At 63.7% G+C, this 26,484-nt stretch carries 19 protein-coding genes; 11 read left to right on the plus strand and 8 right to left on the minus strand.

Features of this window, described 5'->3' with window-relative positions; translation table 11 throughout:
• Positions 1 to 51 precede the first annotated feature (51 nt).
• Positions 52 to 714, plus strand: a complete 663-nt coding sequence (locus tag NKH71_RS08000; protein ID WP_023678106.1) for a YggS family pyridoxal phosphate-dependent enzyme — start codon at positions 52 to 54, stop codon at positions 712 to 714.
• A 110-nt stretch (positions 715 to 824) separates the two neighbouring features.
• On the plus strand, positions 825 to 1,874 hold the full coding sequence (locus NKH71_RS08005; protein ID WP_352894721.1) for an aldo/keto reductase: 1,050 nt from the start codon (positions 825 to 827) through the stop codon (positions 1,872 to 1,874).
• A 60-nt stretch (positions 1,875 to 1,934) separates the two neighbouring features.
• On the opposite strand, the gene NKH71_RS08010 is transcribed toward NKH71_RS08005, so the two are convergent.
• Positions 1,935 to 2,843: a LysR family transcriptional regulator gene (locus tag NKH71_RS08010; RefSeq protein WP_023678108.1), complete on the minus strand. Its 909-nt coding sequence runs from the start codon at positions 2,841 to 2,843 to the stop codon at positions 1,935 to 1,937.
• A gap of 137 nt (positions 2,844 to 2,980) precedes the next feature.
• Between NKH71_RS08010 and NKH71_RS08015 the strand changes: the two genes are divergently transcribed.
• Together NKH71_RS08015 and NKH71_RS08020 are read left to right on the plus strand one after the other, a co-directional pair.
• The gene (locus NKH71_RS08015) at positions 2,981 to 4,162 is read left to right on the plus strand and encodes an MFS transporter (protein WP_352569514.1); all 1,182 of its coding nucleotides are present in this window, start codon (positions 2,981 to 2,983) and stop codon (positions 4,160 to 4,162) included.
• 56 nt (positions 4,163 to 4,218) lie between these two features.
• A complete protein-coding gene (locus tag NKH71_RS08020) occupies positions 4,219 to 5,253 on the plus strand; it encodes an aldo/keto reductase (RefSeq protein ID WP_352787977.1) in 1,035 nt (344 codons plus the stop codon).
• A 46-nt stretch (positions 5,254 to 5,299) separates the two neighbouring features.
• Here NKH71_RS08020 and NKH71_RS08025 read toward each other — a convergent pair whose 3' ends face one another.
• Positions 5,300 to 5,572, minus strand: a complete 273-nt coding sequence (locus NKH71_RS08025) for an usg protein (protein ID WP_023719720.1) — start codon at positions 5,570 to 5,572, stop codon at positions 5,300 to 5,302.
• A 304-nt stretch (positions 5,573 to 5,876) separates the two neighbouring features.
• On the opposite strand from NKH71_RS08025, the gene acs reads away from it, so the two are divergent.
• Positions 5,877 to 7,832: an acetate--CoA ligase gene (gene acs, locus NKH71_RS08030; RefSeq protein ID WP_023719721.1), complete on the plus strand. Its 1,956-nt coding sequence runs from the start codon at positions 5,877 to 5,879 to the stop codon at positions 7,830 to 7,832.
• Positions 7,832 to 8,575, plus strand: coding sequence for an MOSC domain-containing protein (locus tag NKH71_RS08035; RefSeq protein WP_023719722.1), 744 nt, complete (start codon positions 7,832 to 7,834; stop codon positions 8,573 to 8,575). Before acs ends, NKH71_RS08035 begins: the two co-directional genes overlap by 1 nt.
• 3 nt (positions 8,576 to 8,578) lie before the next feature.
• Here the strand turns inward: NKH71_RS08035 and NKH71_RS08040 are convergent, their stop codons facing one another.
• From NKH71_RS08040 to NKH71_RS08050, 3 genes are all read right to left on the minus strand, one after another.
• Complete coding sequence (locus tag NKH71_RS08040; RefSeq protein WP_023719723.1) at positions 8,579 to 9,844, minus strand: class I SAM-dependent methyltransferase; 1,266 nt, start codon at positions 9,842 to 9,844, stop codon at positions 8,579 to 8,581.
• 385 nt (positions 9,845 to 10,229) lie between these two features.
• Positions 10,230 to 11,591, minus strand: a complete 1,362-nt coding sequence (locus NKH71_RS08045; protein ID WP_352894722.1) for a pilus assembly protein TadG-related protein — start codon at positions 11,589 to 11,591, stop codon at positions 10,230 to 10,232.
• A gap of 318 nt (positions 11,592 to 11,909) precedes the next feature.
• Entirely contained in the window at positions 11,910 to 12,779 is an 870-nt protein-coding gene (locus NKH71_RS08050; RefSeq protein ID WP_352787982.1) for a transglutaminase-like domain-containing protein, read from the minus strand.
• A gap of 177 nt (positions 12,780 to 12,956) precedes the next feature.
• Here NKH71_RS08050 and NKH71_RS08055 point away from each other — a divergent pair, with 177 nt between their 5' ends.
• On the plus strand, positions 12,957 to 13,628 hold the full coding sequence (locus NKH71_RS08055) for an HAD-IA family hydrolase (RefSeq protein ID WP_023719726.1): 672 nt from the start codon (positions 12,957 to 12,959) through the stop codon (positions 13,626 to 13,628).
• A gap of 33 nt (positions 13,629 to 13,661) precedes the next feature.
• Here NKH71_RS08055 and NKH71_RS08060 read toward each other — a convergent pair whose 3' ends face one another.
• The gene (locus tag NKH71_RS08060; RefSeq protein ID WP_023719727.1) at positions 13,662 to 13,874 is read right to left on the minus strand and encodes a DUF1674 domain-containing protein; all 213 of its coding nucleotides are present in this window, start codon (positions 13,872 to 13,874) and stop codon (positions 13,662 to 13,664) included.
• 116 nt (positions 13,875 to 13,990) lie between these two features.
• On the opposite strand from NKH71_RS08060, the gene htpX reads away from it, so the two are divergent.
• The 4 genes from htpX (at position 13,991) to purH (ending at position 19,982) form a co-directional block, all read left to right on the plus strand.
• The gene (gene htpX / locus NKH71_RS08065; RefSeq protein ID WP_023719728.1) at positions 13,991 to 15,007 is read left to right on the plus strand and encodes a zinc metalloprotease HtpX; all 1,017 of its coding nucleotides are present in this window, start codon (positions 13,991 to 13,993) and stop codon (positions 15,005 to 15,007) included.
• Positions 14,998 to 16,386 carry an RsmB/NOP family class I SAM-dependent RNA methyltransferase gene (locus NKH71_RS08070; RefSeq protein ID WP_023719729.1) on the plus strand — a complete coding sequence of 463 codons (1,389 nt, stop codon included), beginning with the start codon at positions 14,998 to 15,000 and terminating at the stop codon, positions 16,384 to 16,386. Before htpX ends, NKH71_RS08070 begins: the two co-directional genes overlap by 10 nt.
• 146 nt (positions 16,387 to 16,532) lie before the next feature.
• Positions 16,533 to 18,281, plus strand: a complete 1,749-nt coding sequence (locus tag NKH71_RS08075; protein ID WP_352480969.1) for a heparinase II/III family protein — start codon at positions 16,533 to 16,535, stop codon at positions 18,279 to 18,281.
• Between the two features lie 84 nt (positions 18,282 to 18,365).
• Positions 18,366 to 19,982 (plus strand): bifunctional phosphoribosylaminoimidazolecarboxamide formyltransferase/IMP cyclohydrolase, encoded by a 1,617-nt coding sequence (gene purH, locus NKH71_RS08080; protein WP_352480970.1) that lies wholly within the window; start codon positions 18,366 to 18,368, stop codon positions 19,980 to 19,982.
• Between the two features lie 35 nt (positions 19,983 to 20,017).
• On the opposite strand, the gene NKH71_RS08085 is transcribed toward purH, so the two are convergent.
• Both NKH71_RS08085 and NKH71_RS08090 read right to left on the minus strand, forming a co-directional pair.
• Positions 20,018 to 21,394, minus strand: coding sequence for an MFS transporter (locus NKH71_RS08085; RefSeq protein ID WP_352480971.1), 1,377 nt, complete (start codon positions 21,392 to 21,394; stop codon positions 20,018 to 20,020).
• Between the two features lie 185 nt (positions 21,395 to 21,579).
• Positions 21,580 to 26,364, minus strand: a complete 4,785-nt coding sequence (locus NKH71_RS08090) for an NAD-glutamate dehydrogenase (protein ID WP_352787988.1) — start codon at positions 26,362 to 26,364, stop codon at positions 21,580 to 21,582.
• Between the last annotated feature and the right edge of the window lie 120 nt (positions 26,365 to 26,484).

Here is a 26,484-nt window from a genome sequence, read left to right on the forward strand (position 1 = left end):
CCGTCAACTGCGGCGATCCGGCGAAAAGCCAAACACAGGCAGGATATAGGCATGGCGAGCGCCGTCGAACAGCTTTTCACGGTCAAGGCAAGGATCGCTGCCGCCGAGCGCGAGGCAGGCCGTGAGGCCGGAGCGGTGACGCTGGTCGCAGTCTCGAAAACCTTCGACGCCGCCGATATCCGCCCGATTATCGAGGCCGGCCAGCGCGTCTTCGGCGAAAACCGCGTCCAGGAAGCACAAGCGAAATGGCCGGTGCTGAAGGAGGCATTTTCCGACATCGAGCTGCATCTGATCGGTCCGCTGCAATCGAACAAGGCCAAGGAAGCGGTGGCATTGTTCGATGTCATCGAAACCGTCGACCGTGAAAAGATCGCCGCAGAGCTGGCCAAGGAGATCGCCAGGCAAGGCCGGTCACCAAGGCTCTATGTCCAGGTCAACACCGGCTCCGAGCCGCAAAAGGCCGGCATCGAGCCGCGCGAGGCTGTCGCCTTCGTGGCCCGCTGCCGCTCGGTTCACGCCCTCGCCATCGAAGGGCTGATGTGCATTCCGCCGGCCGACGAGAACCCCGGTCCGCATTTCGCGCTGCTGGAAAAGCTTGGGCTTGAGGCCGGCGTCGACAAGCTCTCCATGGGCATGTCCGGCGACTACGAAACCGCGATCGCCTTCGGCGCGACCAGTGTCAGGGTTGGATCGGCAATTTTCGGCGCCAGATGAGGCGCAGCCGACCTTAGGCCACAGGCTGACATTGACTGCGCCAGCGTATAGAAACGGAACGTTTCGTTCCTATATGGGTCGAGTTATTCTCAACCCGTCTGGAGCCACCCATGCGTTACAATCAACTTGGAAATACGGGGATGTTCGTCTCCGAACTTTGCCTCGGCACGATGACGTTCGGCGCGGCCGGCGAGAATGCCCAATGGGGCCTGATCGCCAGCCTCGACCAGAAGGGCGTCGACGAGATCGTTGCCCGCTCGCTCGCCGCCGGCGTCAATTTCTTCGACACGGCGGATGTCTATTCCTTCGGCGCCTCGGAACGGCTTCTCGGCCAGTCGCTCAGGAATCTTGGCGTCAACCGACAGGACGTGATCATCGCCACCAAGGTCCATGGCGCCATGGGCGGGGGCCCGAACCAGCGTGGTTCCTCGCGCGGCCACATCATGGATTCGGTCGAAGGCAGCCTCGAGCGGCTGCAGCTCGATCACATCGATCTCTACCAGCTGCACGGCACCGACACGGTGACGCCGATCGACGAGACACTGCGGGCGCTCGACGACCTCGTTGCCGCCGGCACGGTCCGCTATGTCGGCGTCTCGAACTGGCAGGCCTGGCGCGTTGCCAAGGCGCTGGGTATTGCCGAGCGCAAGGGATTTGCCCGCGTCGAGACCGTGCAGTCGTACTACTCGATCGCCGGCCGCGATCTCGAGCGCGAAATCGTGCCGCTGCTCAACGAGGAGAAGCTCGGGCTGATGGTCTGGTCGCCGATGGCTGGCGGCCTGCTCTCCGGCAAATACGGACCGGGCGCCCCCGGCAATGGCGAGGGCCGCCGCGCCAGCTTCAATTTCCCGCCGGTCAATGAGGACCGTGCCTGGGCAGCAGTCGCCGTCATGCGCGAGATCGCCGTCAAGCACGGCGTCAGCGTCGCCACGGTGGCGCTCGGCTATGTCCTGGCCAAGCCATTCGTGATGAGCGTCATCATCGGCGCCAGCCGCATGGAGCAGCTGGAACAGAACCTTGCAGCCACCGAGTTGAAGCTCGATACCGATGATCTCGTTCGCCTCGACGAAGTCAGTGCCCTGCCCGCCGAATACCCCGGCTGGATGCTGGAACGTCAGGCTGCCGGCCGGCGTCCGGCGCCCGTTGTGCCGAAAACGTAACTCAATCTCACCTTCGATTCGATGCTTCGGGAGCCGGCAGGCTCCCGATCTTTTTTGGGCTCAGGTCAGCCGGACCGTCTCGACCAAAAAGTCCAAAAACGCCCGCACCCGCGCCGGCAGATGCTTGCCTTGGCCGACATAGACGGCGTGGGTGAGTTCCTCGTCGCCGGGGTTGAACTCTTCCAGCAGCGGCAGAAGCCGGCCGGCGGCAATGTCGGCCTCCACATGCCAGCGTGCCAGCCGGGCGAGGCCCGCCCCCGAGAGCGCCATCAGCCGCATCGCCTCGCCGTCGCTGACCAGCGTATTTCCGATGATCGACAGGGTGATCGGCTTGCCGGCCGCGTCGATAAAAGGCCAGCCCTCGAGGTGACGTACGAAACGGAAGCCCATCCGGTTGTGACGATCGAGATCGGCGGGCGTCTTGGGCGTGCCACGCGCTTCGAGATACGATGGCGCCGCAACGACGACCACCCGGCTCTGCCCGAGCTTGCGCGCCACCAGCCGTGATTCGCCGAGCGGTCCGGCGCGGATGGCGACGTCAGCGCGCTCCTCCATCAGGTCGATGACATCGTCGGTCAACACCAGATCGACCGAGATTTCGGGGTAGCGTTCTAGGAAACGCGGCAAAAGCGGGATCAGCCGATGCTGCCCGAAAGGCACGTAGCTGTTGATCCGCAGCCGGCCACGCGGCGCGGCACCCGCCGCTGCCTCGCGCTCGGCCGCCGCCATGTCGGCCAGGACGCGCACGCCGCTGTCGAAGAACGCCGCCCCCTCCGGCGTCAGTTGCAGCTTGCGCGTCGAACGGCTGACCAGCCGCGCACCAAGCCGCGCCTCCAGCCGCGCGATCAGCTTGCTCACCGCCGACGGCGTCATCCGCAACGCGCGGGCAGCGGCTGAAAAGCTGCCCGCCTCGACGACGCGGACGAACACTTCGATCTCGCCGGAGCGATTGATGTCGGGCCTGGCCATTGGTGAATCTATTTCACAGACGATGTGCCCGATGCAAGGCTGGTTCACAGCACATCGCGGCACGATCTTCCGGATCGGGGCGTGGGAGGACACGGCGCCCGTCGTCAAAACTGGTCGTCATCGAAGTGGGAACCGCCATGCCCCTTGCTCTTTACGCTCTTGCCGCCGGTGCGTTCGGCATCGGCGTCACCGAATTCGTCATCATGGGCCTGCTGCTCGACGTCAGCACCGATCTCGACGTCTCGATCTCGGCTGCCGGCCAGCTGATTTCCGGCTATGCGCTGGGCGTTGTCATCGGCGCGCCGCTGCTGACGATCGCAACCGGCCGTTGGCCGCGCAAAACCGTGCTTCTGGCGCTGATGGCGATCTTCACGCTGGGCAACCTCGCTTGTGCGCTTGCCCCAGACTACTGGACGCTGATGGGTGCGCGCGTACTGACCGCCTTCGCCCACGGCACCTTCTTCGGCGTCGGCTCGGTCGTGGCGACCGGACTGGTGGCGCCCAACAAGAAAGCCTCGGCGATCGCCCTGATGTTCACCGGCCTGACCATCGCCAACATCCTCGGCGTGCCCTTCGGCACATGGCTCGGCCAAGCCTTCGGCTGGCGCGCGACCTTCTGGGCGGTGACCCTGGTCGGCATCGCCGCCTTTACCATCATTCTGCTGCTGGTGCCGGGCAGCCGAACAGAGCCTGAGAAGAGCAATTTGCGCGCCGATCTCGCCGTGCTCGGCCGCACGCCGGTCCTGCTTGGCTTTGCTACCACCGTGCTTGGCTATGCCGGCGTCTTCGCCGTCTTCACCTACATCGCCCCGTTGCTGACCGAGATCACCGGTTTTGATGAAGCAGCGGTGTCGCCGATCCTGCTGGTCTTCGGCGGCGGCCTCATTGCCGGCAACCTCGCCGGCGGCAAGTTCGCCGACCGCTGGTTGGTACCGTCCGTTCTCGGCAGTCTCGTCGTCCTGGCGATGGTGCTCGGCACCATGACCTTCGCCCTGCACAGCCAGGTCATGGCCGTTATCTATGTCGGCCTGCTCGGCGCCGCCGCCTTCGCCACCGTCGCGCCGCTACAGTTATGGGTGTTGCAGAAGGCACAAGGCGCCGGCCAGAGCCTCGCCTCATCCTTCAACATCGCCGCCTTCAACCTCGGCAATGCTGCCGGCGCCTGGCTCGGCGGCGTGGTCATCGCCCATGGTCCCGGCCTCGATGCCGTCACCTGGGTCGCGGCCCTGTTGCCGCTTTCAGCGCTTGCCGTGGCGGCGTTTGCGCTGCGCCTCGACCGAGATCCTGTCCTCGCCACACCGGAAATCGCGCGGTCATAGAACGGCAAACCTCAACCAATCTTTGAAACAGCCATCCTTCCACAAGGAGCAAACCCATGGATTATCGAAATCTTGGCGCATCAGGCCTGAAGGTCCCGGCGCTCTCGTTCGGCGCTGGAACCTTCGGCGGTTCAGGCCCGCTGTTCGGCGCCTGGGGCAACAGCGATGCGACGGAAGCACGGCGGCTGGTCGACATCTGCCTTGAGGCCGGCGTCAACCTGTTCGACACCGCCGACGTCTATTCGAATGGCGCTTCCGAACAGGTGCTCGGCGAAGCGATGAAGGGCCGCCGCGACGCCGTGCTGATCTCGACCAAGACCTCGCTGCCGATGGGCGACGGTCCCAACGATGCCGGATCGTCACGTTCACGCCTGATCAAGGCCGTCGAAGACGCGCTGGGGCGCCTTGGCACCGACTACATCGACCTGCTGCAACTGCACGCCTTCGACGCAGCAACACCGATCGAGGAGGTGCTATCGACGCTGGATAGGCTCGTGCGCGCCGGAAAGCTGCGTTATGTCGGCGTTTCCAATTTTTCCGGCTGGCAAGTGATGAAGTCGCTCGGCCTGGCGGACAGATACGGCTATCCCCGATACGTCGCCCACCAGGTCTATTACTCGCTGGTCGGGCGCGATTATGAATGGGAGTTGATGCCGCTCGGCCTCGACCAGGGCGTCGGTGCGCTGGTGTGGAGCCCGCTCGGCTGGGGCCGCCTGACCGGCAAGATCCGCCGTGGCCAGAAGCTGCCCGAGAAAAGCCGGCTGCACGACACGGCAAGCTTCGGACCGCCCGTCGACGACGAGCATCTCTATCGGGTCGTCGACGCGCTTGATGTTGTCGCCGAGGAAACCGGGAAGACCATACCGCAGATCGCCATCAATTGGCTGCTGCAGCGGCCGACCGTCGCCTCCGTCATCATCGGCGCGCGCAACGAGGAGCAGTTGCGCCAGAATCTCGGCGCCGTCGGATGGTCACTGACCCCGGATCAGATGAAAATCTTGGACACGGCAAGCGAGGTCACCGCACCCTACCCGTATTTTCCCTATCGCCGGCAGGAGGGTTTTGCCCGGCTGAACCCGCCCGCCGTCTGACGCTCCAAAAGCTGGGCGGCGGCTCCCAGGCTGCCGCCCGCGTGCTTTAATGCAGCACGAACTCGCCGTCGACCTTGCGCCATTCGTTCGGCGCGATCAGCTTCTGGTGCGTGTAGCTGACTGAATGCAGCGGGCCTTCGAGCTTGGCCTGCCAGAACTCGATGAAGCGGATAAGCACCGGAAATTTCGGGGCGATGTCGTAATCCTGCCAGATGAAGCTCTGCAGCAGATGCGGATGATCGGGAAAGTGATAAAGAATCTTGGCCGTGGTCAAGCCATAGCCCTTGAGCATCAGGTCCATTTCGGAATGGTCGCGCATTGCGGTCCCCTGGTTGATTCTCTTTCCTCCCAGCCTGAAATTGTGCACCCCATTTGCTTAATCGTCTATTGATATTTCTGCGGTCGAGCCAGATTTCTGCCGCAAAAACATGCGGTTAGCAGCCATCTCGCTAGAGTGCTGACACCACCCGGGAAGGGACCTGCGGCATCCCGCCGCGCAAATCCAACGTCTAATGTTGCCGTCATCGCCGAACTGTTAATAATGCGCGCGAATTCGCGGCCGCAACGCTGCGATCCTGCCGGCAGTCAAGCCGGCGGTTTGGTTTCGGGAGGAAGGCGAAGAAATGTCCGATGTTCATGTCCATCGCGTCCAGCCGGCGTGGAAGAAGAACGCGCTGATCGACAATGACACCTACCTGAAATGGTACGCCGACAGCGTCAAGAGCCCGGACAAGTTCTGGGGCAAGCACGGCAGGCGCATCGACTGGTTCAAGCCGTACAGCAAGGTCAAGAACACGTCCTTCGACGGCAAGGTCTCAATCAAATGGTTCGAGGATGGCCAGACCAACGTTTCCTGGAACTGCATCGACCGGCATCTGAAGAAGCGCGGCGAACAGACCGCCATCATCTGGGAAGGCGACAATCCCTACGACGACAGGAAGATCACCTATAACGAGCTTTACGGACATGTCTGCCGCCTCGCCAATGTGATGAAGAAGCACGGCGTCAAGAAGGGCGACCGCGTCACCATCTACATGCCGATGATCCCGGAGGCCGCCTATGCGATGCTCGCCTGCACGCGCATCGGCGCCATTCATTCGGTGGTCTTCGGCGGCTTTTCGCCGGACGCGCTGGCCGGACGCATCGACGACTGCAAGTCGACCTTCCTCATCACCGCCGACGAAGGCCTGCGCGGCGGCAAGCCGATCCCCTTGAAGGAGAACACCGACAAGGCGATCGAGATCGCCGCCAAGGCCGGAACGAAAGTCGAAAAGGTCTTGGTAGTACGCCGCACCGGCGGCAAGACCGGCTGGGCCGCCGGGCGCGACGTCTGGTACCATGACGAGGTCGCGACGGTTAAGGCCGAATGCAAGCCCGAGAAGATGAACGCCGAGGATCCGCTGTTCATCCTCTACACGTCGGGCTCGACCGGCAAGCCGAAAGGCGTGCTGCACACCACCGCCGGCTATCTCGTCTATGTCTCGATGACCCACCAATATGTCTTCGACTATCACGACGGGGACGTCTACTGGTGCACCGCCGATGTCGGCTGGGTCACCGGCCACAGCTACATCGTCTACGGGCCGCTCGCCAACGGCGCCACCACGCTGATGTTCGAAGGCGTGCCGAATTACCCGTCGCAGTCGCGTTTCTGGGACGTGATCGACAAGCACAAGGTCAACATCTTTTACACCGCGCCGACGGCGCTGCGCGCGCTGATGGGCGCCGGCGACGCCCATGTCACCAAGACGTCGCGCAAGTCGCTGCGCGTGCTCGGCACCGTCGGCGAGCCAATCAATCCAGAAGCCTGGGAATGGTATTTCAACGTTGTCGGCAACGGCAAGGTGCCGATCGTCGATACCTGGTGGCAGACCGAGACCGGCGGCATCATGATCACGCCGGTTCCGGGCGCCACCCACCTCAAGGCGGGCTCGGCGACGCGGCCCTTCTTTGGCGTCAACCCGCAGCTGGTTGATGGTGACGGCAAGGTGCTGGAGGGTGAAGCCAGCGGCAATCTTTGTATTGCCGACTCATGGCCGGGCCAGATGCGCACCGTCTATGGCGATCACGACCGCTTCGTGCAGACCTATTTCTCGACCTACAAGGGCAGGTACTTCACCGGCGACGGCTGCCGCCGCGATGCTGACGGCTACTACTGGATCACCGGCCGCGTCGACGACGTCATCAACGTCTCCGGCCACCGCATGGGCACCGCCGAGGTCGAATCGGCGCTGGTTTCGCATGAGAAGGTCTCGGAAGCGGCCGTCGTCGGCTACCCGCACGATATCAAGGGCCAGGGCATCTACTGCTATGTCACGCTGATGGCCGGCGAGACGCCAAGCGAGGAATTGCGCCAGGAGCTCGTCGCCCATGTCCGCAAGGAGATCGGCGCCATCGCTTCGCCCGACAAGATCCAGTTCGCGCCCGGCCTGCCGAAGACCCGTTCCGGCAAGATCATGCGGCGCATTCTGCGCAAGATCGCCGAGGACGATTTTGCCGCGCTCGGCGACACCTCGACGCTGGCCGATCCGGCGGTCGTCGACGACCTGATCGCCAATCGGCAGAACAAGAAGAGCTGATGCAAGCCATATTGGGTGCCGTCACCGAGCTTTGGCGCTATCCCGCGAGCTCGCTCGCCGGCGAGCGCCAGCAGGCGATCTCGGTCGCCCGGCATACCGTTGAAGGCGACCGCCTGTTTGGTCTTATCGACACGTCGAACAATGAAATCGCACGGCCGGACCGCGAAGTGAAATGGCACAAGGTGCCCCGCATCCGAACCCGGCTGTCGCCGGCCGGCGCACTGGAGGTTGCGGTCCCGGATGGCGACTGGCTAGCCGCACCGGGCGCTGATAGCGACCGCGCCATTTCCGCCTATCTCGGCTTTGCGGCCTCCATCCGGCCGTTCCGCCGCGAGAATACTACACCGGGATACGCCGGTCCCCTGCTGGCGGAACGCTATGTCAAAGCCCCCATTCATCTGCTGACCACCGCTTCGCTGGCGCAGTTGAAGTTGCTGCATCCAGACGGCACCGCCGACCCGCGCCGCTTCCGCCCCAACATCGTCGTCGACATGCCGAAGATCGAGGGGTCATTCCCCGAAACCGAATGGATCGGGCGCAAGCTGGCGATCGGCGACCTGCTCCTGACCATCTCCGAGCCGTGCCGCCGCTGCGGCTTCACCATCATTGGCCAGGACGGGTTCGACCACGACCCGGCAATCCTGCGCAGCCTGGTCCGCCACAACGCCCATAATTTCGGCGTCTACTGCACTGTCGATCGACCGGCCCGCGTCGAGATCGGCGCCACGATGCGTCTCCTGTAGCTATTAGTATAAATCCGCCCGCGTCGGCGGCAGGCCGCTTGGGCCGCGCGCGCGCCTGGTGGCGACGGTCTGGAAAATCTGCGCCGAGGCGCGTTCGAAGGTAATCGAGCAGCCGGTGAGATAAAGCAGCCAGAGCCGCGCCTTGGATTCGCCGACCTCGGCGATGGCCTCGTCAAAGCGTGCGTGGAGGCGCTCGGCCCATAGCCGGCAGGTGCGCGCATAGTGCTCGCGCAAGTTTTCGACGTCATAAATGAGGAAGCCGTGCGCCTCGAGATTGCCGAGCGTCATGCCGATCGTATCGAGTTCGCCGCCCGGAAAAATGTATTTGATCAGCGCTTTGAATTCCGGCCCCTTGCGCAGCGTCTTCTTCATGCTGCCCTTGTCGCGGCGGGTGATGGCATGGTGCAGATAGATGCCGCCGGGTTTGAGCAGGCGATGGATGGTCGAAAAATAGGCGGCATGGTTGGCAAGCCCCAGATGTTCGAACATGCCGATCGACGAGATCTTGTCGAAGGAACCGGACAGCTCGGCATAGGACTTTATCTCGATGGTGATGCGATCCTCCAGCCCCTCAGCGCGGATGCGTTCGCGGGCGAACTCGGTCTGTGCCTCCGATAGCGAAACGCCGTGGCCGACGACGCCATAATTCTTCACGGCATGGATGAGCATCGCTCCCCAGCCGCAGCCGATGTCGAGCAATCTGTCGCCGGGCTTCAGCCGAAGCTTGCGGCAGATATGGTCGAGCTTGTCTCTCTGCGCCTGATCGATATCGTTGGCGAAGTCCTTGAAGTAGCCGCAGCTATAGACCATGCGCTCGTCGAGGAAGAGCCGGTAGAATGCGTTGGAAATGTCGTAGTGATGCTGGATCGCCTCCTTGCTCGAACCGCTGACGTAAGGATTGCGGCCGGAAAGATCGGTTCGCGCCGTCATCTGTTTTCGCGAAAACAGCACCGCCGGCAGGTCGCGCAGGATCGCCAGCTTCGGCAGTGTCTTGAGCTTCGTCCTGAGCTTGCCGTGCGTGGGCAAGGCATAGAAATCGAACAGCGATCCGTCTTCGACGTCGACCGCCTTGGCAATCCACATCTCGATCAGCGTCGATAAAGAGGGCCGACGTACGATCTGCCAGACGATGTCCTGGTCGTTGATGGTGAGCACCGGGCCGGCAGCCGGGCCGATCCGCTCGCCCGTCCACAGCCTCACCGCAAAACCCGGCTTCATCGTTTCGATGACCGTCCGAACAATCCGGGCCGCTCTCTCGGCTGCCTCCATCCCCGTCCTCCCTTACCCGGCAAAATAGTGGCCCGGAACAATAGCGGCCCGATCTTGCCTGCCAGATCGGCCGGCCGCAAGCCGCCTGGGTGCGCAAGCACGCTTGTTCAGGATTTTTGGATGCCGCGCCTTGCCATTTCCCGGGTGACACCCCATCATGGGGGAGTGTTCAACAAATCGAAAGGAGGTGATCCGATGTCGAGTGATTTCGTTTTCCAGAACGTGGCCTCAGCGGATTGCACTTTCGGGAAGCAGTCTTCCCGTTAAGGCGCGAGATGCGCGGCTGGCGACCAGTGTCGCCGCCAGGAGCCGCGCCATGGACGGAAACACGGAAGGCCGCCGACTTCGCAAGAAGCGGCGGCCTTTTCCTTTGGGCTGTTGTCCCCTATCTGGTTACGGTCAACATCTCGACGTTGCGCGCTATATCCTGGAAAGCCTGGTTGAGTTCGGTTCCATTGGCCGCCTGATAAAAGTGCTTGATCTTGGCGGTGTCCGGGCTGGCGCAATCCTGGAGCGTCGCCTTGGCATTCCTTTCGTTTAGGTCAAACCCAATGGTGAATATCTCAATGCCCTTGTTGCGCATGGCAGCGCAGAGTGTCTTGGCGGCCGTGCGGGTCGGCTCCTTGCCGGCGTCATTGTAAACGTCGCTCACCGTGCTCGCATCGAAGTAGGATAGGTTGAATTCGCCGTCGGTCATCAGGATCGCGATTTTGGCGACCTTTTTTGGATCCATCTTGGCCGGCCGTTGCGAAGTCCTCATGATGCTACCCCAGTTCTCCGACAGCATGTACCAGGTCCACTGCACGCCGATATGGCCGGCGGTGCCGCCGGATGCGACGAAATTCTTGATGACCGTCTTGAGCGCCGTCGCATCCGCCGTCAGCGGCATCAGCGTGGCGGCCGGGCAGGCGGCGGTGCCGGTTTGCCAAGCGAAGGACGACAGCAGGTAGTCGCGGTTGACCATGCTGGCGTCGGGGCCCGCGTCCGAATATTGATAGATCCCCTTGCGTTCGGTGGCGCAATTGTCCGGACGGATGAAGCCCGAGATATATTGCACGGCGTCATTGGCCGGCGCCTGTTTGCGTTGGCTGGTGCTGGTTTCCACATAGACGCTGCTGGGCGCAAGTGTACCCGCATTCACCGAATTTGCGTAAGGCACGATGGCAACCCGCACTCGTGGCTTGGAGGGGTCCTGACCGCCCAGGAAACTGTCGACGGCATTCGCCGCAGCCGTCCGCAGATCGATGATTTTCTGGCCGGCCATCGACCCGGTCACATCGAGCATCATTGCGACTTCGATCTGCTTGTCCGAATAGAGCGCCATCGTCGATGCGGGAACGCTTTGCATGCCACTCGTGCCGAAAAGCGGGAAATAGTAGCTGACATTGACATGGACATCCGCCTGAACCGTGTTTGCAGTCCGGTCGACGGTCAGCTTGTCGAGAACGATCTGGTTGTCCTGCAGGATACCCGCCGTGCTGTTGGCATCGAGAAAGGCCTGCACCGATTTGCTGGCGTCGGCCTCGCTGATGACGCCGGTTGTCAGGTCGCGCGCCGTCGAGGTGACCGCAGCGTCGACGACGCCTTGCAGGCTCGATTTCACATTGTAGAGTTGGGACACGTTGACGGCAAAGCCGACACTCAGCGCCAGCACCGAGCTGATTATACCAAACAGCACCGCGAAATTTCCGCTGCGATCCCCGGCAAAGCCGCCGATCGCCTGAACAAGACCCCCGAAACGCTGCATTCCTTCCGCCTCCATCGCCACAGCCTGCAGCTGTCCGAAGGCGCATTGCAGGAATCCGGCCGGATCGCGCCGCCAGGCGCGAGAAAGCGAGCGGCTCTCGCTCAGGCCATTGTTTCCAAACGGTTTCAAGCGACGGCAAGGTAAACAGCCGGTAAATGAAAGTCGCGTCAGCGCGGCTTTGTTGACAAAGCGCTTACCATGATCAGGCTCGCAATTCAGGACGACTGGACTGCGTCCCAATCCGGTACAGACGAGATGTATCGAACCGGTTCAGCACGACCGCGGTAGCGGGAGATGGAAATCTGGACTGTGAAAGGACTATGCCAGCATCCGTGCGCTGACGGTCTTGTCGACGCCGCGATAGGGCGGCTTGAAGAGATTGCCTTCCTGCTCGTGCGTCCAGACCTTGAACCGGCTGAGCCGATGCGGGCCGAAACTGTGCAGCAGCGGCACGTCGGTGGCATCGCGGCCGCGCGCTATGACGACGCGGCCGATCCTCGGCACATTGTGGCGAGGATCGAACGTGTACCATCTGCCGTCGAGGAACACTTCCACCCACGCCGAGAAATCCATCGGCGCCGGATCGGCGGGTACGCCGATATCGCCAAGATAGCCGTTCACGTAACGGGCCGGGATATTCATGCAGCGGCAGAGCGTGATCGCCAGATGGGCAAAGTCGCGGCAGACGCCGACGCGCTCCTCATGCGCCTGCGCCGCCGTGCGGGTCGGGCGCGCATAGCCGTAGCCAAAGGACAGGCGGTTGTGGACATAGTCGACGATCGCCTGCACCCGCGCCCAACCCGGCGGAAGCTGGCCGAAAAGTTGCCAGGCGAGATCGCTGAGATGATCGGTCTCGCAGTAACGGCTGCCAAGCAGATAGCCGAGCACCTCGTCCGGCAATTCCGCGACCGGGACTTCCCCGGCCAGCGTGTTGACCTCGTCCGTCTCGCCACCGTCCTCGATCACCGCGTCATAGAGGATGCGAAAGCTTCCTGCCGGCGCCGTGAAGCGGCGGCAGCTATTGCCGAAAAGATCGTGGTAGACCCTGGTGGGCACGGATGGCGACGTCAGTACGCGCGTCTGCCGCTTGATGTCGGCCTGACGATCCCCGTGGATGTCGAGCAATGAAACGACCGGCGTTGGTGCAACGCATTCAATGCCAATTTCATAGCCGAGCCGAATCAGCATCGCCCTCCCCTGCGATCGTCATGGAAGATAGTGCTGGTCAACGCAGGAGAGTGCGCGCGGTTCCTTGCGAACGTCGAAAACGAGGTCTCGCGGCTTCCCATACGGACGCGGCAACGTTACGGTCGATCGATATGCTCCCTTCGAAATAATCCTTCCAAGATGACCCCGGGAAAACCGATGTTTGCAGGCAGAAAATTCGCGGCCTTCCTGTTCGATATGGACGGCACGATTCTCAATTCGATTGCCGCGGCGGAAAGGGTCTGGGCAGCCTGGGCGCACCGGCAAGGTCTTGACGTCGCTGCATTCCTGCCGACCATCCACGGCGTGCGGGCGATCGAGACCATCGGCCGGCTGGCGCTCCCAGGGATCGATCCTGCCCGCGAAGCCGATGCGCTTTTGCAGGCCGAAGCAGCCGACGTCGAAGGCATCCACCCGATTACCGGCGCCGCGGCATTCCTGGCGTCGCTGCCGCCCGGGAGCTGGGCGATCGCCACTTCGGCGCCCCGTGAACTCGCTCTGCTGCGCCTGCAGGCCGCCGGCATTCCGGCTCCCGCCGTGATCGTTGCGGCAGAGGATGTCTCCCGCGGCAAGCCGGCGCCCGACTGCTTCCGGCTGGCGGCCGAACGGCTCGGCGTCGACGTGCGCGATTGCCTCGTCTTCGAAGACGCACCGGCAGGCATAGCAGCAGCCGAGGCCGCGGGCGCCGCGGTCGTCGTGATCAGCGCCACGCACCGGCATCCGTTGGAGACGCCGCATGCCGCCATCGCCGGCTATGACGCGATCGGCGTCGCCGTCGATGCCAGCGGCTGGATTGCCATCGAAGCGGAGCGGGCCGCCCAGCCTGCTTAGCTGGTACCCTGCTTAGCCAGCACCCTGCCTGGGCTAAAAGTCGCTGGTCAGGCCCTTGACCTCCCAGTCGCCGTAGCGGCCGGGTTCCTTGCCGCCGCGCCCACCGATCTCCCTCGGCAGCGTGGCTTCCTTCTCGCGATATTGCTCCCGCCGGGCCTCGGCCTCGGCCAAGGCGCGCCGGGCTGCCGGCGTCAGTGGCTTGTGCGGCGAGCCGTTAGCATGCGTTTGGCTGGTTTTGTCGATCATGCGATCTTCCGCTAGATTGAAACAGGCCCCGATTGAAACGGGAACCGCTGTTTCCCATCATATAGCGATGGGCCCACAAGGATCGACCCCTTTGTTGGGCCAGAACGGAGCAGACGATGAACACCCTTCGCACCGCCATGCTTTTGGCCGCAATGACGGCCCTGTTCATGGGTGTCGGCTATCTGGTCGGCGGATCCGGCGGCATGATGATCGCCTTGCTGATCGCCGCCGGCACCAATTTGTTCAGCTATTGGAACGCCGACAAGATGGTGCTGTCGATGCACCGTGCGATCGAGGTCAACGAAAGCAACGCGCCCGAATATTACGCCATCGTGAAGGGTCTCGCGCAACGCGCCGGCCTGCCGATGCCGAGAACCTATCTCATCGACAATCCTCAGCCCAATGCCTTCGCCACCGGCCGCAATCCGCAAAATGCCGCTGTCGCCGCCAGCACCGGCCTGCTCGAGCAGCTCTCACATGAAGAAGTCGCGGCGGTGATGGCGCATGAGCTTGCCCATGTGCAGCACCGCGACACGCTGACCATGACGATCGTCGCGACCTTTGCCGGCGCAATTTCGATGCTCGGCAATTTCGCTTTCTTCTTCGGCGGCAACCGCGACAACAACAATTCCTTCGGCATCGTCGGCGTGCTGGTGGCGATGATCGTCGCGCCCCTGGCCGCCATGATCGTGCAGATGGCGGTGAGCCGCACCCGCGAATACGAGGCCGACCGGCGCGGGGCCGAAATCTGTGGACACCCGCTGTGGCTGGCCTCGGCACTTGACAAGATCGCGCGGGGCGCCGAACGCATCCGCAACCCGGATGCCGAGCGCAATCCGGCAACCGCCCATCTCTTCATCATCAATCCTCTTTCCGGCGAGCGCATGGACAGTTTGTTTTCCACTCACCCGAGCACAGAAAACCGCATCGCCGCATTGCAGAGGATCGCGAGCGAGATGGCCGGCGCACCCGAAGCGGCCGCGACGCCAAAGCCGGCGCCGAAAGAGACCGGGCAGCAGCCGTCAGGTCCGTGGGACAGGGCCGCCCGGCCCGAGGGGCCGGTTGAGCCGGCCAAGCCGAGACCCAATCCCTGGGGACGCAATCCGACCGGACCCAAAGGTCCGTGGTCGTGAGCGCAGCACAACGCCGGCACGCAATTCCAGGTGATCGCGAGCACAATTCGGGCAGCGAGGCCGTAGCCGGTCTCGCCGCGCGCAAGGCAGCCGCGCGCCTGCTTGCCGCAGTCATCGACGCGAGAACGCCACTCGACGGGCTGACCGACCATGAGAACGGCCATCCGCAATACAAGGCGCTCGACTTGCGCGACCGCGCCCTGGTGCGCGCCATTCTGGTCACCGCCCTGCGCTACCGCATGACCATATCAGGCCTTTTGGCCCGCCGCCTGGAAAAGCCGCTGCCGCCCAACGCTACGGCGCTTTCGCACATCCTGCACGTGGCGGCGGCACAGATCCTGTTCCTCGATGTTCCCGACAGCGCCGCCGTCGACCTCGCCGTGACGCACGCCAAGTCCGATCCGCGCACGGCGCGCTTTTCCGGCCTCGTCAACGGCGTGCTGCGTACGCTGGCGCGGGCCAAGCAGGACGAGCTCGCGACCGCAATTGCCGCAACCGACGAGGCACCAAAATGGTTTTCCGACCGTTTGAAAACGGTCTACGGCCTCGACAAGGCCAGGCAGATACTGCTCGCCCACCGCCATGAGGCGCCGGTCGACTTCTCGGTCAAGTCGGACCCGGCGCTGTGGGCCGAACGGCTCGGCGGCTTCGTCTTACCGACCGGCACGGTGCGGGTCGAGAAGCTCAGCGCTTCCGTGACCGAACTGCCCGGCTTTGGGGAAGGCGCCTGGTGGGTTCAGGATGCAGCGGCCAGCCTGCCGGCCCGGCTGTTCGGCGACATCAATTGTTTGCGAATCGCCGACCTCTGCGCCGCGCCGGGCGGCAAGACCGCCCAGCTGATCCTCGCCGGCGCCCATGTCACTGCGCTCGACATGTCCAGAACGCGGCTGGCACGGCTGACGCAGAACCTCGAAAGGCTCGGCTTGGCCGCGGAGATCGTCGAGGCCGATCTGCTCAAATACGAGCCGAAGAACCGCTTCGACGCCGTCCTCCTCGACGCACCTTGCTCTTCGACCGGCACGGTGCGGCGGCATCCCGACGTTCCCTGGACGAAGACGGCGGTCGACGTCGAAAAATTGGCCGACCTGCAACGCCGGCTGCTTGCCCGCGCCATCACCTTGGTCAAGCCTGGCGGTCGCATCGTCTTTTCCAACTGTTCGCTCGATCCGCTGGAAGGCGAAGAGCTCTATCGCGACTTTCTCGCCGGCAATGCGGAGATCATCGACGACCCGCTTCGGCCGGGCGAGATTGCCGGCATCGACCCATTCCTGACGCCGCAAGGCACGTTGCGCACCACGCCTGCCGATCTGGAGCTTGGCTCACCGGCGCGTTCCGGGCTGGACGGTTTCTTTGCCGCCCGCATGCGCAGAGCCGGCTAAGGGCCGATCTTGAAGCGCCATCCGACTTCTTGGGGCGAGGAGGCATGGAAAACAGGCTGAACGGCCCCACTGCCGCGGAATTCGCCTTCGCACAAGTTCTTGAATCATATAAACTTGTGCTTGGGTGAGGACGATCAGGAGGGGTTTTGGCAATCGCTGCCGGTAACACGACGCGTCTGTGGACGCTTGTCGCGAGGGAGTTCTGGCGCAAGACGCGCCGACGCTTGCGTGCCGGGCCACTCTATCGCTGGCGTTACTCCGGCCGCACGCCGGAGCGCGTCCTGATTGCCCCGCCGGACCTGCGACTCGCCGATCCTCAGATCGCACTCGAGATCTATTACGGCCGCTATCCGCTTTCGGGGCATCTGGTCGAGACCGGCGGCAAATCGCCCTTCCAGATCGACGTGCCCAATCCCGGCTGGCAAAAGACGCTGCACGGCTTTCGCTGGCTGCGCCATATGCGTGCCGCGGGTACGGAACTCGCCGCCGCCAACGCGCGGGCGTTGGTTTCCGACTGGATTGCAATCCATGGCAGCCATATTTCCGGCGTCGCCTGGGAGCCCGGCACGACGGCCAAGCGTGTCATTGCCTGGCTGCAGCATTCCTCGATCGTGTTGCAGGGCGCCGAGTTTCCGTTCTACCGTGCGTTCCTGAAATCGCTTGCCGTCCAGATCCGCTATCTGCGCGCCATGGTGCGCGAGATGCCGGACGGCAAGGACAGGCTGCGCGCCCGCATTGCGCTGGCCTTTGCCGCTTTGTCGCTGCCGGCGCCGGCCTCGGCGCTGCGCGGTGCCACCCGCAATCTCGCCGAGGAGCTCGACCGCCAGATCCTGCCTGACGGCGGCCATATCTCGCGTAATCCGATGACCGTGCTTGAAATCCTCGCCGACCTTCTGCCGTTGCGCCAGACATACGCCAATCAGGCCGAGACACCGCCGGCCGCCCTGATCGGCGCCATCGACCGGATGCTGCCGGCACTGCGCTTCTTTCGCCATCAGGATGGCAGCCTTGCCCGCTTCAACGGCATGGGCGCCACCATCCACGACCGCATCGCCAGCATCCTGCATCACGACGACACCGCCGGCGCACCACTGCTGCACGCGCCGCATTCGGGTTATGAGCGCCTGTCGATGGGTGGTGTCACGGTGATCGCCGATACCGGCCCGCCGCCGCCCGTCGACGTGTCCAATGCTGCTCACGCCGGATGCCTCGCCTTCGAATTGTCGTCGGGCCGCCAGCATTATATCGTCAATGCCGGCATAGACACCTATGGTGCCGCCGAGTTCCGGCCGCTTGCCCGCGCCACCGCCGCCCACTCCACCGCTACCATCAACGACACGTCGTCGGCGCGCTTCAACCACTCCTTGCGCGTCAACGACCTGCTCGGCACGCCTTTGATAGGCGGGCCGCAGCATGTGCCTTGCAAGCGCACCGACCAGAAGGGCAGCCAGGGCTTCATCGCCCGCCATGACGGCTATGTGGCGCGCTTCGGCTTCCTGCATGAGCGCGAGCTGAAATTGTCGACCGAGGGCAATGTGCTTGCCGGCAGGGACCGCTTCCTGCGGCCGGGCGGCGCTTCTATCCGCAACAATGGCCGTGATTTCGTTACAGTGCGTTTCCATGTCCATCCCGACATAAACGTGCTCCAGGATGAGCATGACCGTCTGGTGCTGACCGCCGACCACGCCGACACCTGGGTGTTTACCTCCACCGAAGTGGCACCCGAGGTCGAGGAATCGATCTATTTCGCCGGGCTTGGCGGCCCACGCCGCAGCCGCCAGATCGTGCTTGCCTTCAAGGCCTCGGAGATTCCCGAGGTCCATTGGCAATTAACGCGGACAATTATCGCCGGCCGTCAGGAAAAAGCTGAAGCTGGTGGCAACGGCAGACACTGATCAAGCCTTGCGGCTTGATTTCCGGGCCTCATATGCTACGGCCCGCGGACGCTCTCCAACCACACGTGGAAAGGCCGCCAGCCCATGGCCGTCGCCGCCAAGAATATTCCCGCGCCCGACCTTGTACCCATCCGTCGCGCGCTGCTCTCCGTCTTCGACAAGACCGGCCTGATCGATTTCGCCAGGGCGCTGGCTTCGGCCGGCGTCGAGCTGGTCTCGACCGGCGGCACGGCAAAGGCCCTCGCCGATGCGGGCATGGCGGTGCGCGACGTATCCGAGCTCACCGGCTTTCCCGAGATCATGGACGGGCGCGTCAAGACGCTGCACCCGTCGGTGCATGGTGCACTGCTTGGCGTGCGCGACGATCCAGAGCACGCCGCGGCGATGCGCGACCACGGCATCGAGCCGATCGATCTCGTCGTCTCCAATCTTTATCCGTTCGAAGAGGTGCGCCGCTCCGGCGCCGACTACGCGGCGATCGTCGAGAACATCGACATCGGCGGCCCGGCGATGATCCGTGCCTCTGCCAAGAACCACGCTTATGTCGGCATCGTCACCGACCCTGACGACTATGCCTCGGTGCTCAACGCGCTGGAGATGAATTTCGGCTCGTTGTCGCTGGATTTCCGCAAGAAGTTGGCAGCCAAGGCCTTTGCCCGCACCGCCAGCTACGATGCGGCGATCTCGGGATGGTTCGCCGAGGCGCTGGAGATCGAGCATCCGACATGGCGCGCCTTCGGCGGCAGGCTGCAGTCGGTGATGCGCTACGGCGAAAACCCGCATCAGGGCGCCGGCTTCTATGTCAACGGCGACAGGCGGCCGGGCGTCGCCACGGCACGCCAGCTTCAGGGCAAGCAGCTTTCCTACAACAACATCAACGATACCGACGCCGCCTTCGAGCTGGTCGGCGAGTTCGATCCGACCCGCTCCGCAGCGGTAGCCATCATCAAGCACGCCAACCCGTGCGGCGTCGCCGAAGGCGCTTCGCTGCAAGCGGCCTATGCCAAGGCGCTGGCCTGCGACCCTGTCTCGGCCTACGGCGGCATCGTCGCCATGAACCGTATCCTCGATGCCGCAGCCGCCGAAGAGATCGTCAAGACCTTTACCGAAGTGATCATCGCACCGGAGGCGTCCGATGATGCAATCCGCATCATTGGCGTCAAGAAGAATCTACGCCTGCTGGTCACCGGCGGCCTGCCCGACCCGCGCGCGGCGGGCCTTGGCTTGAAATCGGTTGCTGGCGGCTTGCTCGTCCAGGGCCGCGACAATGCGGTGGTGGATGACCTCGAGCTGAAGGTGGTGACCCGGCGCGCTCCGACGCCGGCCGAAATGGCCAATCTGAAATTCGCCTTTCGCGTGGCAAAGCACGTCAAGTCGAACGCGATCGTCTATGCCAGGGACGGCGCCACCGTCGGCATCGGCGCCGGCCAGATGAGCCGTGTCGATTCCTCGCGCATCGCCGCGCGCAAGGCGCTCGACGCGGCCGACGCTGCCGGTCTGACGGAGCCTTTGACCAAGGGCTCGGTCGTCGCCTCGGATGCCTTTTTCCCGTTCGCGGATGGGCTTTTGTCGGCAATCGAAGCCGGCGCCACCGCCGTCATCCAGCCCGGCGGCTCGATGCGCGACGACGACGTCATCGCCGCCGCCGACGCTCACGGCATTGCCATGGTCTTCACCGGAGTGAGGCACTTCCGGCATTGAACTCCCTCCCCCCTGTGGGAGAAGGGAAGAGCAGCTCACTCCGCCGGCCGATCCGCCGGATAGGGCGTGCCGATCAGGATCGCCATGCCTGCGCCGAGGAACAGCACGATCGCCGCCATTCCGAGCCGCGCCGAGCCGCTGGCCAGGGTGATCGTGGCCACCATGAAGGGCGCTGCAAAACTTGTTGCCCGACCGGCCAGCGCATAGATGCCGAAATAGCGGCCGGATTCGGCTGCGGAGACGCTGCGCGCCATGTAGGAGCGCGACGATGCCTGCACCGGCCCGAAGGCAAGCCCGATCAGCAGGCCGTAGAAAATGTAGGCTTTTTCCGCCGCCGTGCCGAACAGTCCGCCGCCGTCCAGTCCGGGCATCACCCAGGCGCCGAACAGCGTATAGCCCGGGCCGGTCGAGACGATGCCGATCGTGGCAATGCTCAGCATGACCAGCGAAATCATCACTATGGTCTTGGAACCCAGTGCAGTGTCGAGGCGTGCGGCAACCACGCAGCCGACGATGGCAACGACGTTGAGGATGATGCCGAACAGGCCGATCTCTGTGATCGACCAATGGAACATTGCCGCCGCAAACGTTCCGCCCAGCGCCAGCAGCGCGTTGACGCCGTCCTGATAGATCATGCGGGCGACGAGAAAGCGAAAAATACCGCTGCGCTTGCTTACTTCGGCTAGCGTCGACTTCAGTTCCGACAGGCCCTCGCGCACCGCCGGCCCGATTGGAATGCCTTTGATCGCATCAGGCGTGAAAAAGAACATCGGCAGGATGAACAGGAAATACCAGGCCGCCGACAACGGTCCGGTGGCGCGCGCGTCCTCGCCGAGCCTGGGGTCAAGGCCGAAGATCGGGTCGAGCCCGACGACGGTCTTGCCGGTTTCAGGCGAGCCGGCCATGACGGTAACGACGAAGATTAGCGCGATCATGCCACCGAGATAGCCGAGCCCCCAAGCCATGTTCGAGATCCTGCCGATGTCGCTCTTCGGCACCAGGCGCGGCATCATCGAGTCATTGAACACGGTCGAGAATTCAGCCGCGACCGATGCCAGCGAGAACAACGCCACGACCAGAAAAAGGTTGGAGCCGGGCGCGGCGAACCACAGCAAGGTGAGGCTGGTGATCTTGACCGCGGCGAAGAAGGCTATCCACGGTTTGCGTGGTCCGGTCTGATCGGCGATCGAGCCGAGGATCGGCGACAAAACGGCGATGACGAGGCCGGCGGCGGCGATGCCGTAGCCCCAGGCCGCTTGCCCGGTCTCGGGATTGCTGGCCATTCGCGAGACGAAATAAGGACCGAAGATGAAGGTGGTGACGACCGTGAAGAACGGCTGGGCCGCCCAGTCGAACAGCATCCATCCCCAGATGCCGCGTCCCGACGCACGCTGCACTGCGATCTCAGCCATGTCCCCTCCGCTGGAGCTTGCTCCGTGCCGATCGAATCGGCATGATGCTCCGTCTTGTTGTTGAGCACGATCTTGTCCAAAAGCCGATCGTTACGTTCGCAATCATGCTCCGGTGCCCCAAAGCAGCGCGCCGTTCGCTCTATAGCGCAGTTCTTCCCGGCAATACCGCGCGATGTGAAGACGTCTCACAGCGCCGTCAGATCACTCATCAGGCCGGACGCCACCGACAGCCGGGACACGGTGATGTCGCCGCCCTCGGTCAGAGCCTGCAGCCGCTCGCGGATGCGTCCGACCCGTTCGCCGCCGGCCTCCAGCCATGCTGTCACCGGATCCGCCGCCTCGGCATGACTGGTGAGTGCCGCCACGGCGATGCCGCGCCTGGCCGCGCCGATCGTGTCGGTGGCGCGGAAAAGCGCCAGTTGATCATAATAATCCGAGGGCGTGATCGAGCGCGCCGCATCTTCGACGCGCGGGATGCGGAAGACATCGCTGACTGCAAAAAACGCCTTGGCGGCAGCGACGATGCTGGCGTTTGCCGTCCGCGCCGTCAGCGCAATGTCGGGGATGAGCTCCGCCACATCGGTCAACGCCAGTTGCTCGGCAAGGCTCTCGGGCGCGCCGCCCTTCGACAGGCCGTGCCGCCGCTCCTCGATCCGCTCGCGAGAGAAGGCCGGCAGCAGCGAAACGAGCTTCGGCTCCAGCGCCTTGCGCGCATCCTGCAACTCGGCGATCCGCTGCCCGAGCGGTGCGGTGCCGGTATCGTTCTTCAGGTACCAGCCGCTGGTCACATAGATCAGCCGGCTGACCGCCTGATAGAGGTCGAGCTGGATCTGTCCGTCGATCTGGTTGTCGAGCGCGTCGATCTGCCGGTAGAGCGCCGGCAGCGCAAAGCCATCCCGCACCACGGCGAAGGTGCGCACGACATCGGCGGCACTGCGGCCAGTCGCTTCCTGCAGCCTGTTGACGAAGGACGGGCCGCCGCGATTGACCAGATCATTGGCGACGACACGGGCGATGATCTCGCGGCGCAGCCGATGGCCGTGGATTTCTCCCGCATATTTCTTCGCCATGCGATCGGGGAAATAGCCCATCAGATCACGGTCGAAATGCGGATCGTCCGGCACGTCGCTGGCGACGATATCGGAAAACAGCACGATCTTGGCATAGGCGAGCAGCACGCCGAGCTCGGCCCGGGTCAGCGGCTCACCGCGCGTCTCGCGCTCGGCAAAGGCCGCCGGCGACGGCAGCGCCTCGACGGCACGGTCGAGCAGTCCGCGCGCCTCCAGCGCCGCCATGAAGCGGCTCTGATGGGCGATGTCGGCGAGCCCGCGCTTACGGGCAAGGGACAGCGCCAGCGTCTGCTGGTAATTGTTGGACAGCACCAGGGCGCTGACCTCATCGGTCATCTCGGCCAGCAATTTGTTGCGCGCCGGCCGGGTCAGCGATCCCTTGCGCATGGCGGAAGCCAGCGCGATCTTGATGTTGACCTCGACGTCGGAGCAATTCACGCCGCCCGAATTGTCGATCGCATCTGAGTTGCAGCGGCCGCCATTCAATCCGAATTCGATGCGCGCCCGCTGCGTGACGCCGAGATTGGCCCCCTCACCGATGACCTTGGCACGCAGGTCGAGCGCGGTGATGCGGATCGCGTCATTGGCACGGTCGCCGACGTCCTGGTTGGTCTCGCCCGATGCCCTGACATAGGTGCCGATGCCGCCAAACCACAAAAGGTCTGCCGGCGCCTTGAGAATGGCACTCATGATCTCGACTGGCGTGGCCGTTGTCTTGCCGAGGCCGATCGCCGCAGCCGCGGGCGCCGGCAAGGTGATCGACTTCTGGCTGCGCGAGACGATGATGCCGCCCTCCGACAGCTTCGTCTTGTCGTAATCCTGCCAGCTTGAACGGGCGAGAGCGAACATACGCCGGCGCTCGGCCATCGAAGCCGCCATGTCGGGATCGGGATCGATGAAGATGTCGCGATGATCAAAGGCGGCGATCAGCCGGGTCTGCTCCGACAGCAGCATGCCGTTGCCGAACACGTCGCCCGACATGTCGCCGACGCCGACGACAGTGAACGGCGTGGTTTGGATGTCGCGGTTCATCTCGCGGAAATGCCGCTTGACTGCTTCCCAGGCGCCCTTCGCGGTGATGCCCATCTTCTTGTGGTCGTATCCGGCCGAACCGCCGCTGGCGAAAGCGTCGTCGAGCCAGAAGCCGTGCCTTTCGCTTATGGCGTTGGCGGTGTCCGAGAAGGTCGCCGTTCCCTTGTCCGCGGCGACGACGAAATACGGATCATCCTGATCGCGCCGCACCACGCCGGCTGGCGGGATGACGCCGTCCAGGCCGATATTGTCGGTGATCGACAACAGGCTGGAAACGTAATTCTTGTAGGCGGCCGTGCCGGCCTCGAAAATGGCGTCGCGCCCGGCGCTCATCGGCAGCTTTTTCGGGTAGAAGCCGCCCTTGGCGCCAACCGGCACGATCACCGCATTCTTGACCTGCTGTGCCTTGACCAGGCCAAGCACCTCGGTGCGATAGTCCTGCGCACGGTCCGACCAGCGCAGGCCGCCGCGCGCGACCGGGCCGAAGCGCAGATGCACGCCCTCGACCTCGGAGCCATAGACGAAGATCTCGCGCCATGGCCGCGGCGCCGGCAGCCCGTCGACCGATTGCGAATCGAGCTTGATCGCCAGTGATTGGCCCTTCTCTTTCGTATCGGCAACGAAATGATTGGTGCGCAGCGAGGCTTCGATCAGGTTCAGATAACGTCGGATGATGGTGTCGTCGTCGATGTTGGGAACGTCTTCCAGCGCATCCGTGATCTTGGCCTTCAGATGTTTGGCCTGAACGACGCCTTCCGTCTCATCCGTCGGGCCGAGGCGGGCGACGAACAGCGCATGCAGTCCGCGGGCGATCTCGGGATAGCGGTTGAGTGCGGCGGCGATGAAGTCCTGGCTCTGCGGGATACCGGCCTGCTGCAGATAGCGGCCATAGGCGCGCAGGACGGTGATCTCGCCCGACCACAGGCCTGCGGTCTGGGCGAGGCCGTTATAGCCGTCATTGTCGACATTGCCGCGCCAGACGGAAAGGAACGCGTCCTCGAACAGCGCGCCGCCATTGCCGAGGTCGATCGGCCTGCCGTAGCTGTTCTCAAGTTCCATGTCGTGGATGAAGACCATGCCGGATTGATTGTCGCCGACCTCGAAAGTACGCTCGCTGATGACGCGGAAACCGATGTTTTCCAGCACGGGCACGCGCCGCGACAGCGCCACCGGGCTGCCATGGTGATAGATTTTCAGCGCCGCCTGATGCGGCTTCTGGTCGGCGTGACGGTAATAGTCGATGGCGATCGGATTTGACGCATCGAGCCTGGCGATGCGCCCGGCATCGGCCAGCGCCACGGCCGGCGGGAAACTGTCGCGATAACTTTCCGAAAAGCGCGAGGCGATGGCCGTTAGCTTCGCGTCGGCCCCGGTCTCGGTCGCGGTCTCGCGCAGTGCATCGTCCCAGGTCCGTACGATGTCGCGAATCGCCGCCTCGATCGTCGCCTGCTCGACCTTCGGCGTCTTGCCGCCGGAGCGGCCGATGATGAAGTGGACGCGCGCCAGCCCGCCTTCCGGGAAGGCCGGATAATAGGCCGACAGCCGGCCTTCGAAGACGGTCTTCAGATAGGTGCCGATCTTCTCGCGCACGACGCTGTCGTAGCGGTCGCGCGGCACGAAGACGAGCACGGAGACGAAGCGGTCGAACTGGTCGACACGCACCAATGCCCTGACGCGCGGCCGCTCGATCAATCCCAGTATGGCTTCGGCATGCTTGCGCAGGATCGGCACCGGAACCTGGAACAACTCGTCGCGCGGATAGCTCTCCAGCACGTTGATCAATGCCTTGCCGGAGTGGTCGCCGGGATTGAAGCCGGATTTGGCAATGACGGTTTCGGCCTTCGAGCGCAGATAGGGGATTTTCATCACCGAGCGCGTATAAGCAGTCGAGGTGAACAGTCCGACGATGCGCAGCTCGCCCGAAAGCACGCCTTTGCCGGTGTAGGTCTTGACGCCGATGTAGTCGAGGTAGATGCGGCGGTGCACCGATGACTTGGCGTTGGCCTTGGTGACGATCAGCGGTTCCGGCCCATGCAGGAAGGCGCGGATTTCCGGCGTCGTGCTCACCGCTTCGGTGCCACGCCTGAGCACCAGCACGTCGGGATCGGAAAGGATGCCGAGGCCGGGCTTTTCGGCACGCTCGAGCATGCCGCTCTTCTCGCCGCCGGTGTATTTGAATTCACGCATGCCTAGAAAGGTGAAATTGTCGTCGCGCAGCCATTCGAGGAAGGCGATCGCCTCGGTGACATGGGCCTTGTCGAGCGGCACCGGCGAGTAGCGGAATTCCGAGATCGCCTGGTCGAGGCGGGCAAGCATCGGCTTCCAGTCGATGACGGCGGCGCGCACCTGACCGAGCAGCTTCGTCAGGCGTGCGGAAAGGCCTTCGGCCTGCTCGGCCGAAAGGCGGCCGATATGGACATGGATGACGCTCAGCCGGTCATGGCTGTGCTCGCCCTTGGCATAACCGCCATCGCCGAGGATTTCCTCGACGCCGTTCTTGCCGTGCCTGACCACGATGACCGGGTGGGTAACCAGCAGCGGCTCGCCGGCGCTCTCTGTAATCTCACCGAGGACGGAATCGAACAGGAACGGCATGTTGTCGTTGACGACGGTGATCACCGTCATCGGCCGGCCTTGGCGGACGACACCGGAATCGACGCCTATGGCAACGACGCAGTCGTCCTTCTTGTGCCGGGCGACAGCGCGGCCGGCGAGTTCGGCAGCGCGTTCGAGATCGATGACGTCGTAGGCGGCGACATCTTCGGCCGGAGCTCGGGCCAGCAAGTAGTCGGCAAGCCTGCCGGGCTTTTCGCTGCCCTTGGCCGGACTCATCTTTTTCAACTGGCTTGCGGATTTCAGGCCGGCCATGAGCTAATTCCCTCCCGTCATGTTTTTACAACTATCGTAGCAGATGACGGGTATTTGGCGACAAAGGTTTGACGGCTTGCGACGAAATGTCGGAATTCACCGGCAGCCTGGCGGAAAACG

The organism is Mesorhizobium sp. M0983, assembly GCF_040318975.1.
Taxonomy (GTDB): Bacteria; Pseudomonadota; Alphaproteobacteria; order Rhizobiales; family Rhizobiaceae; genus Mesorhizobium.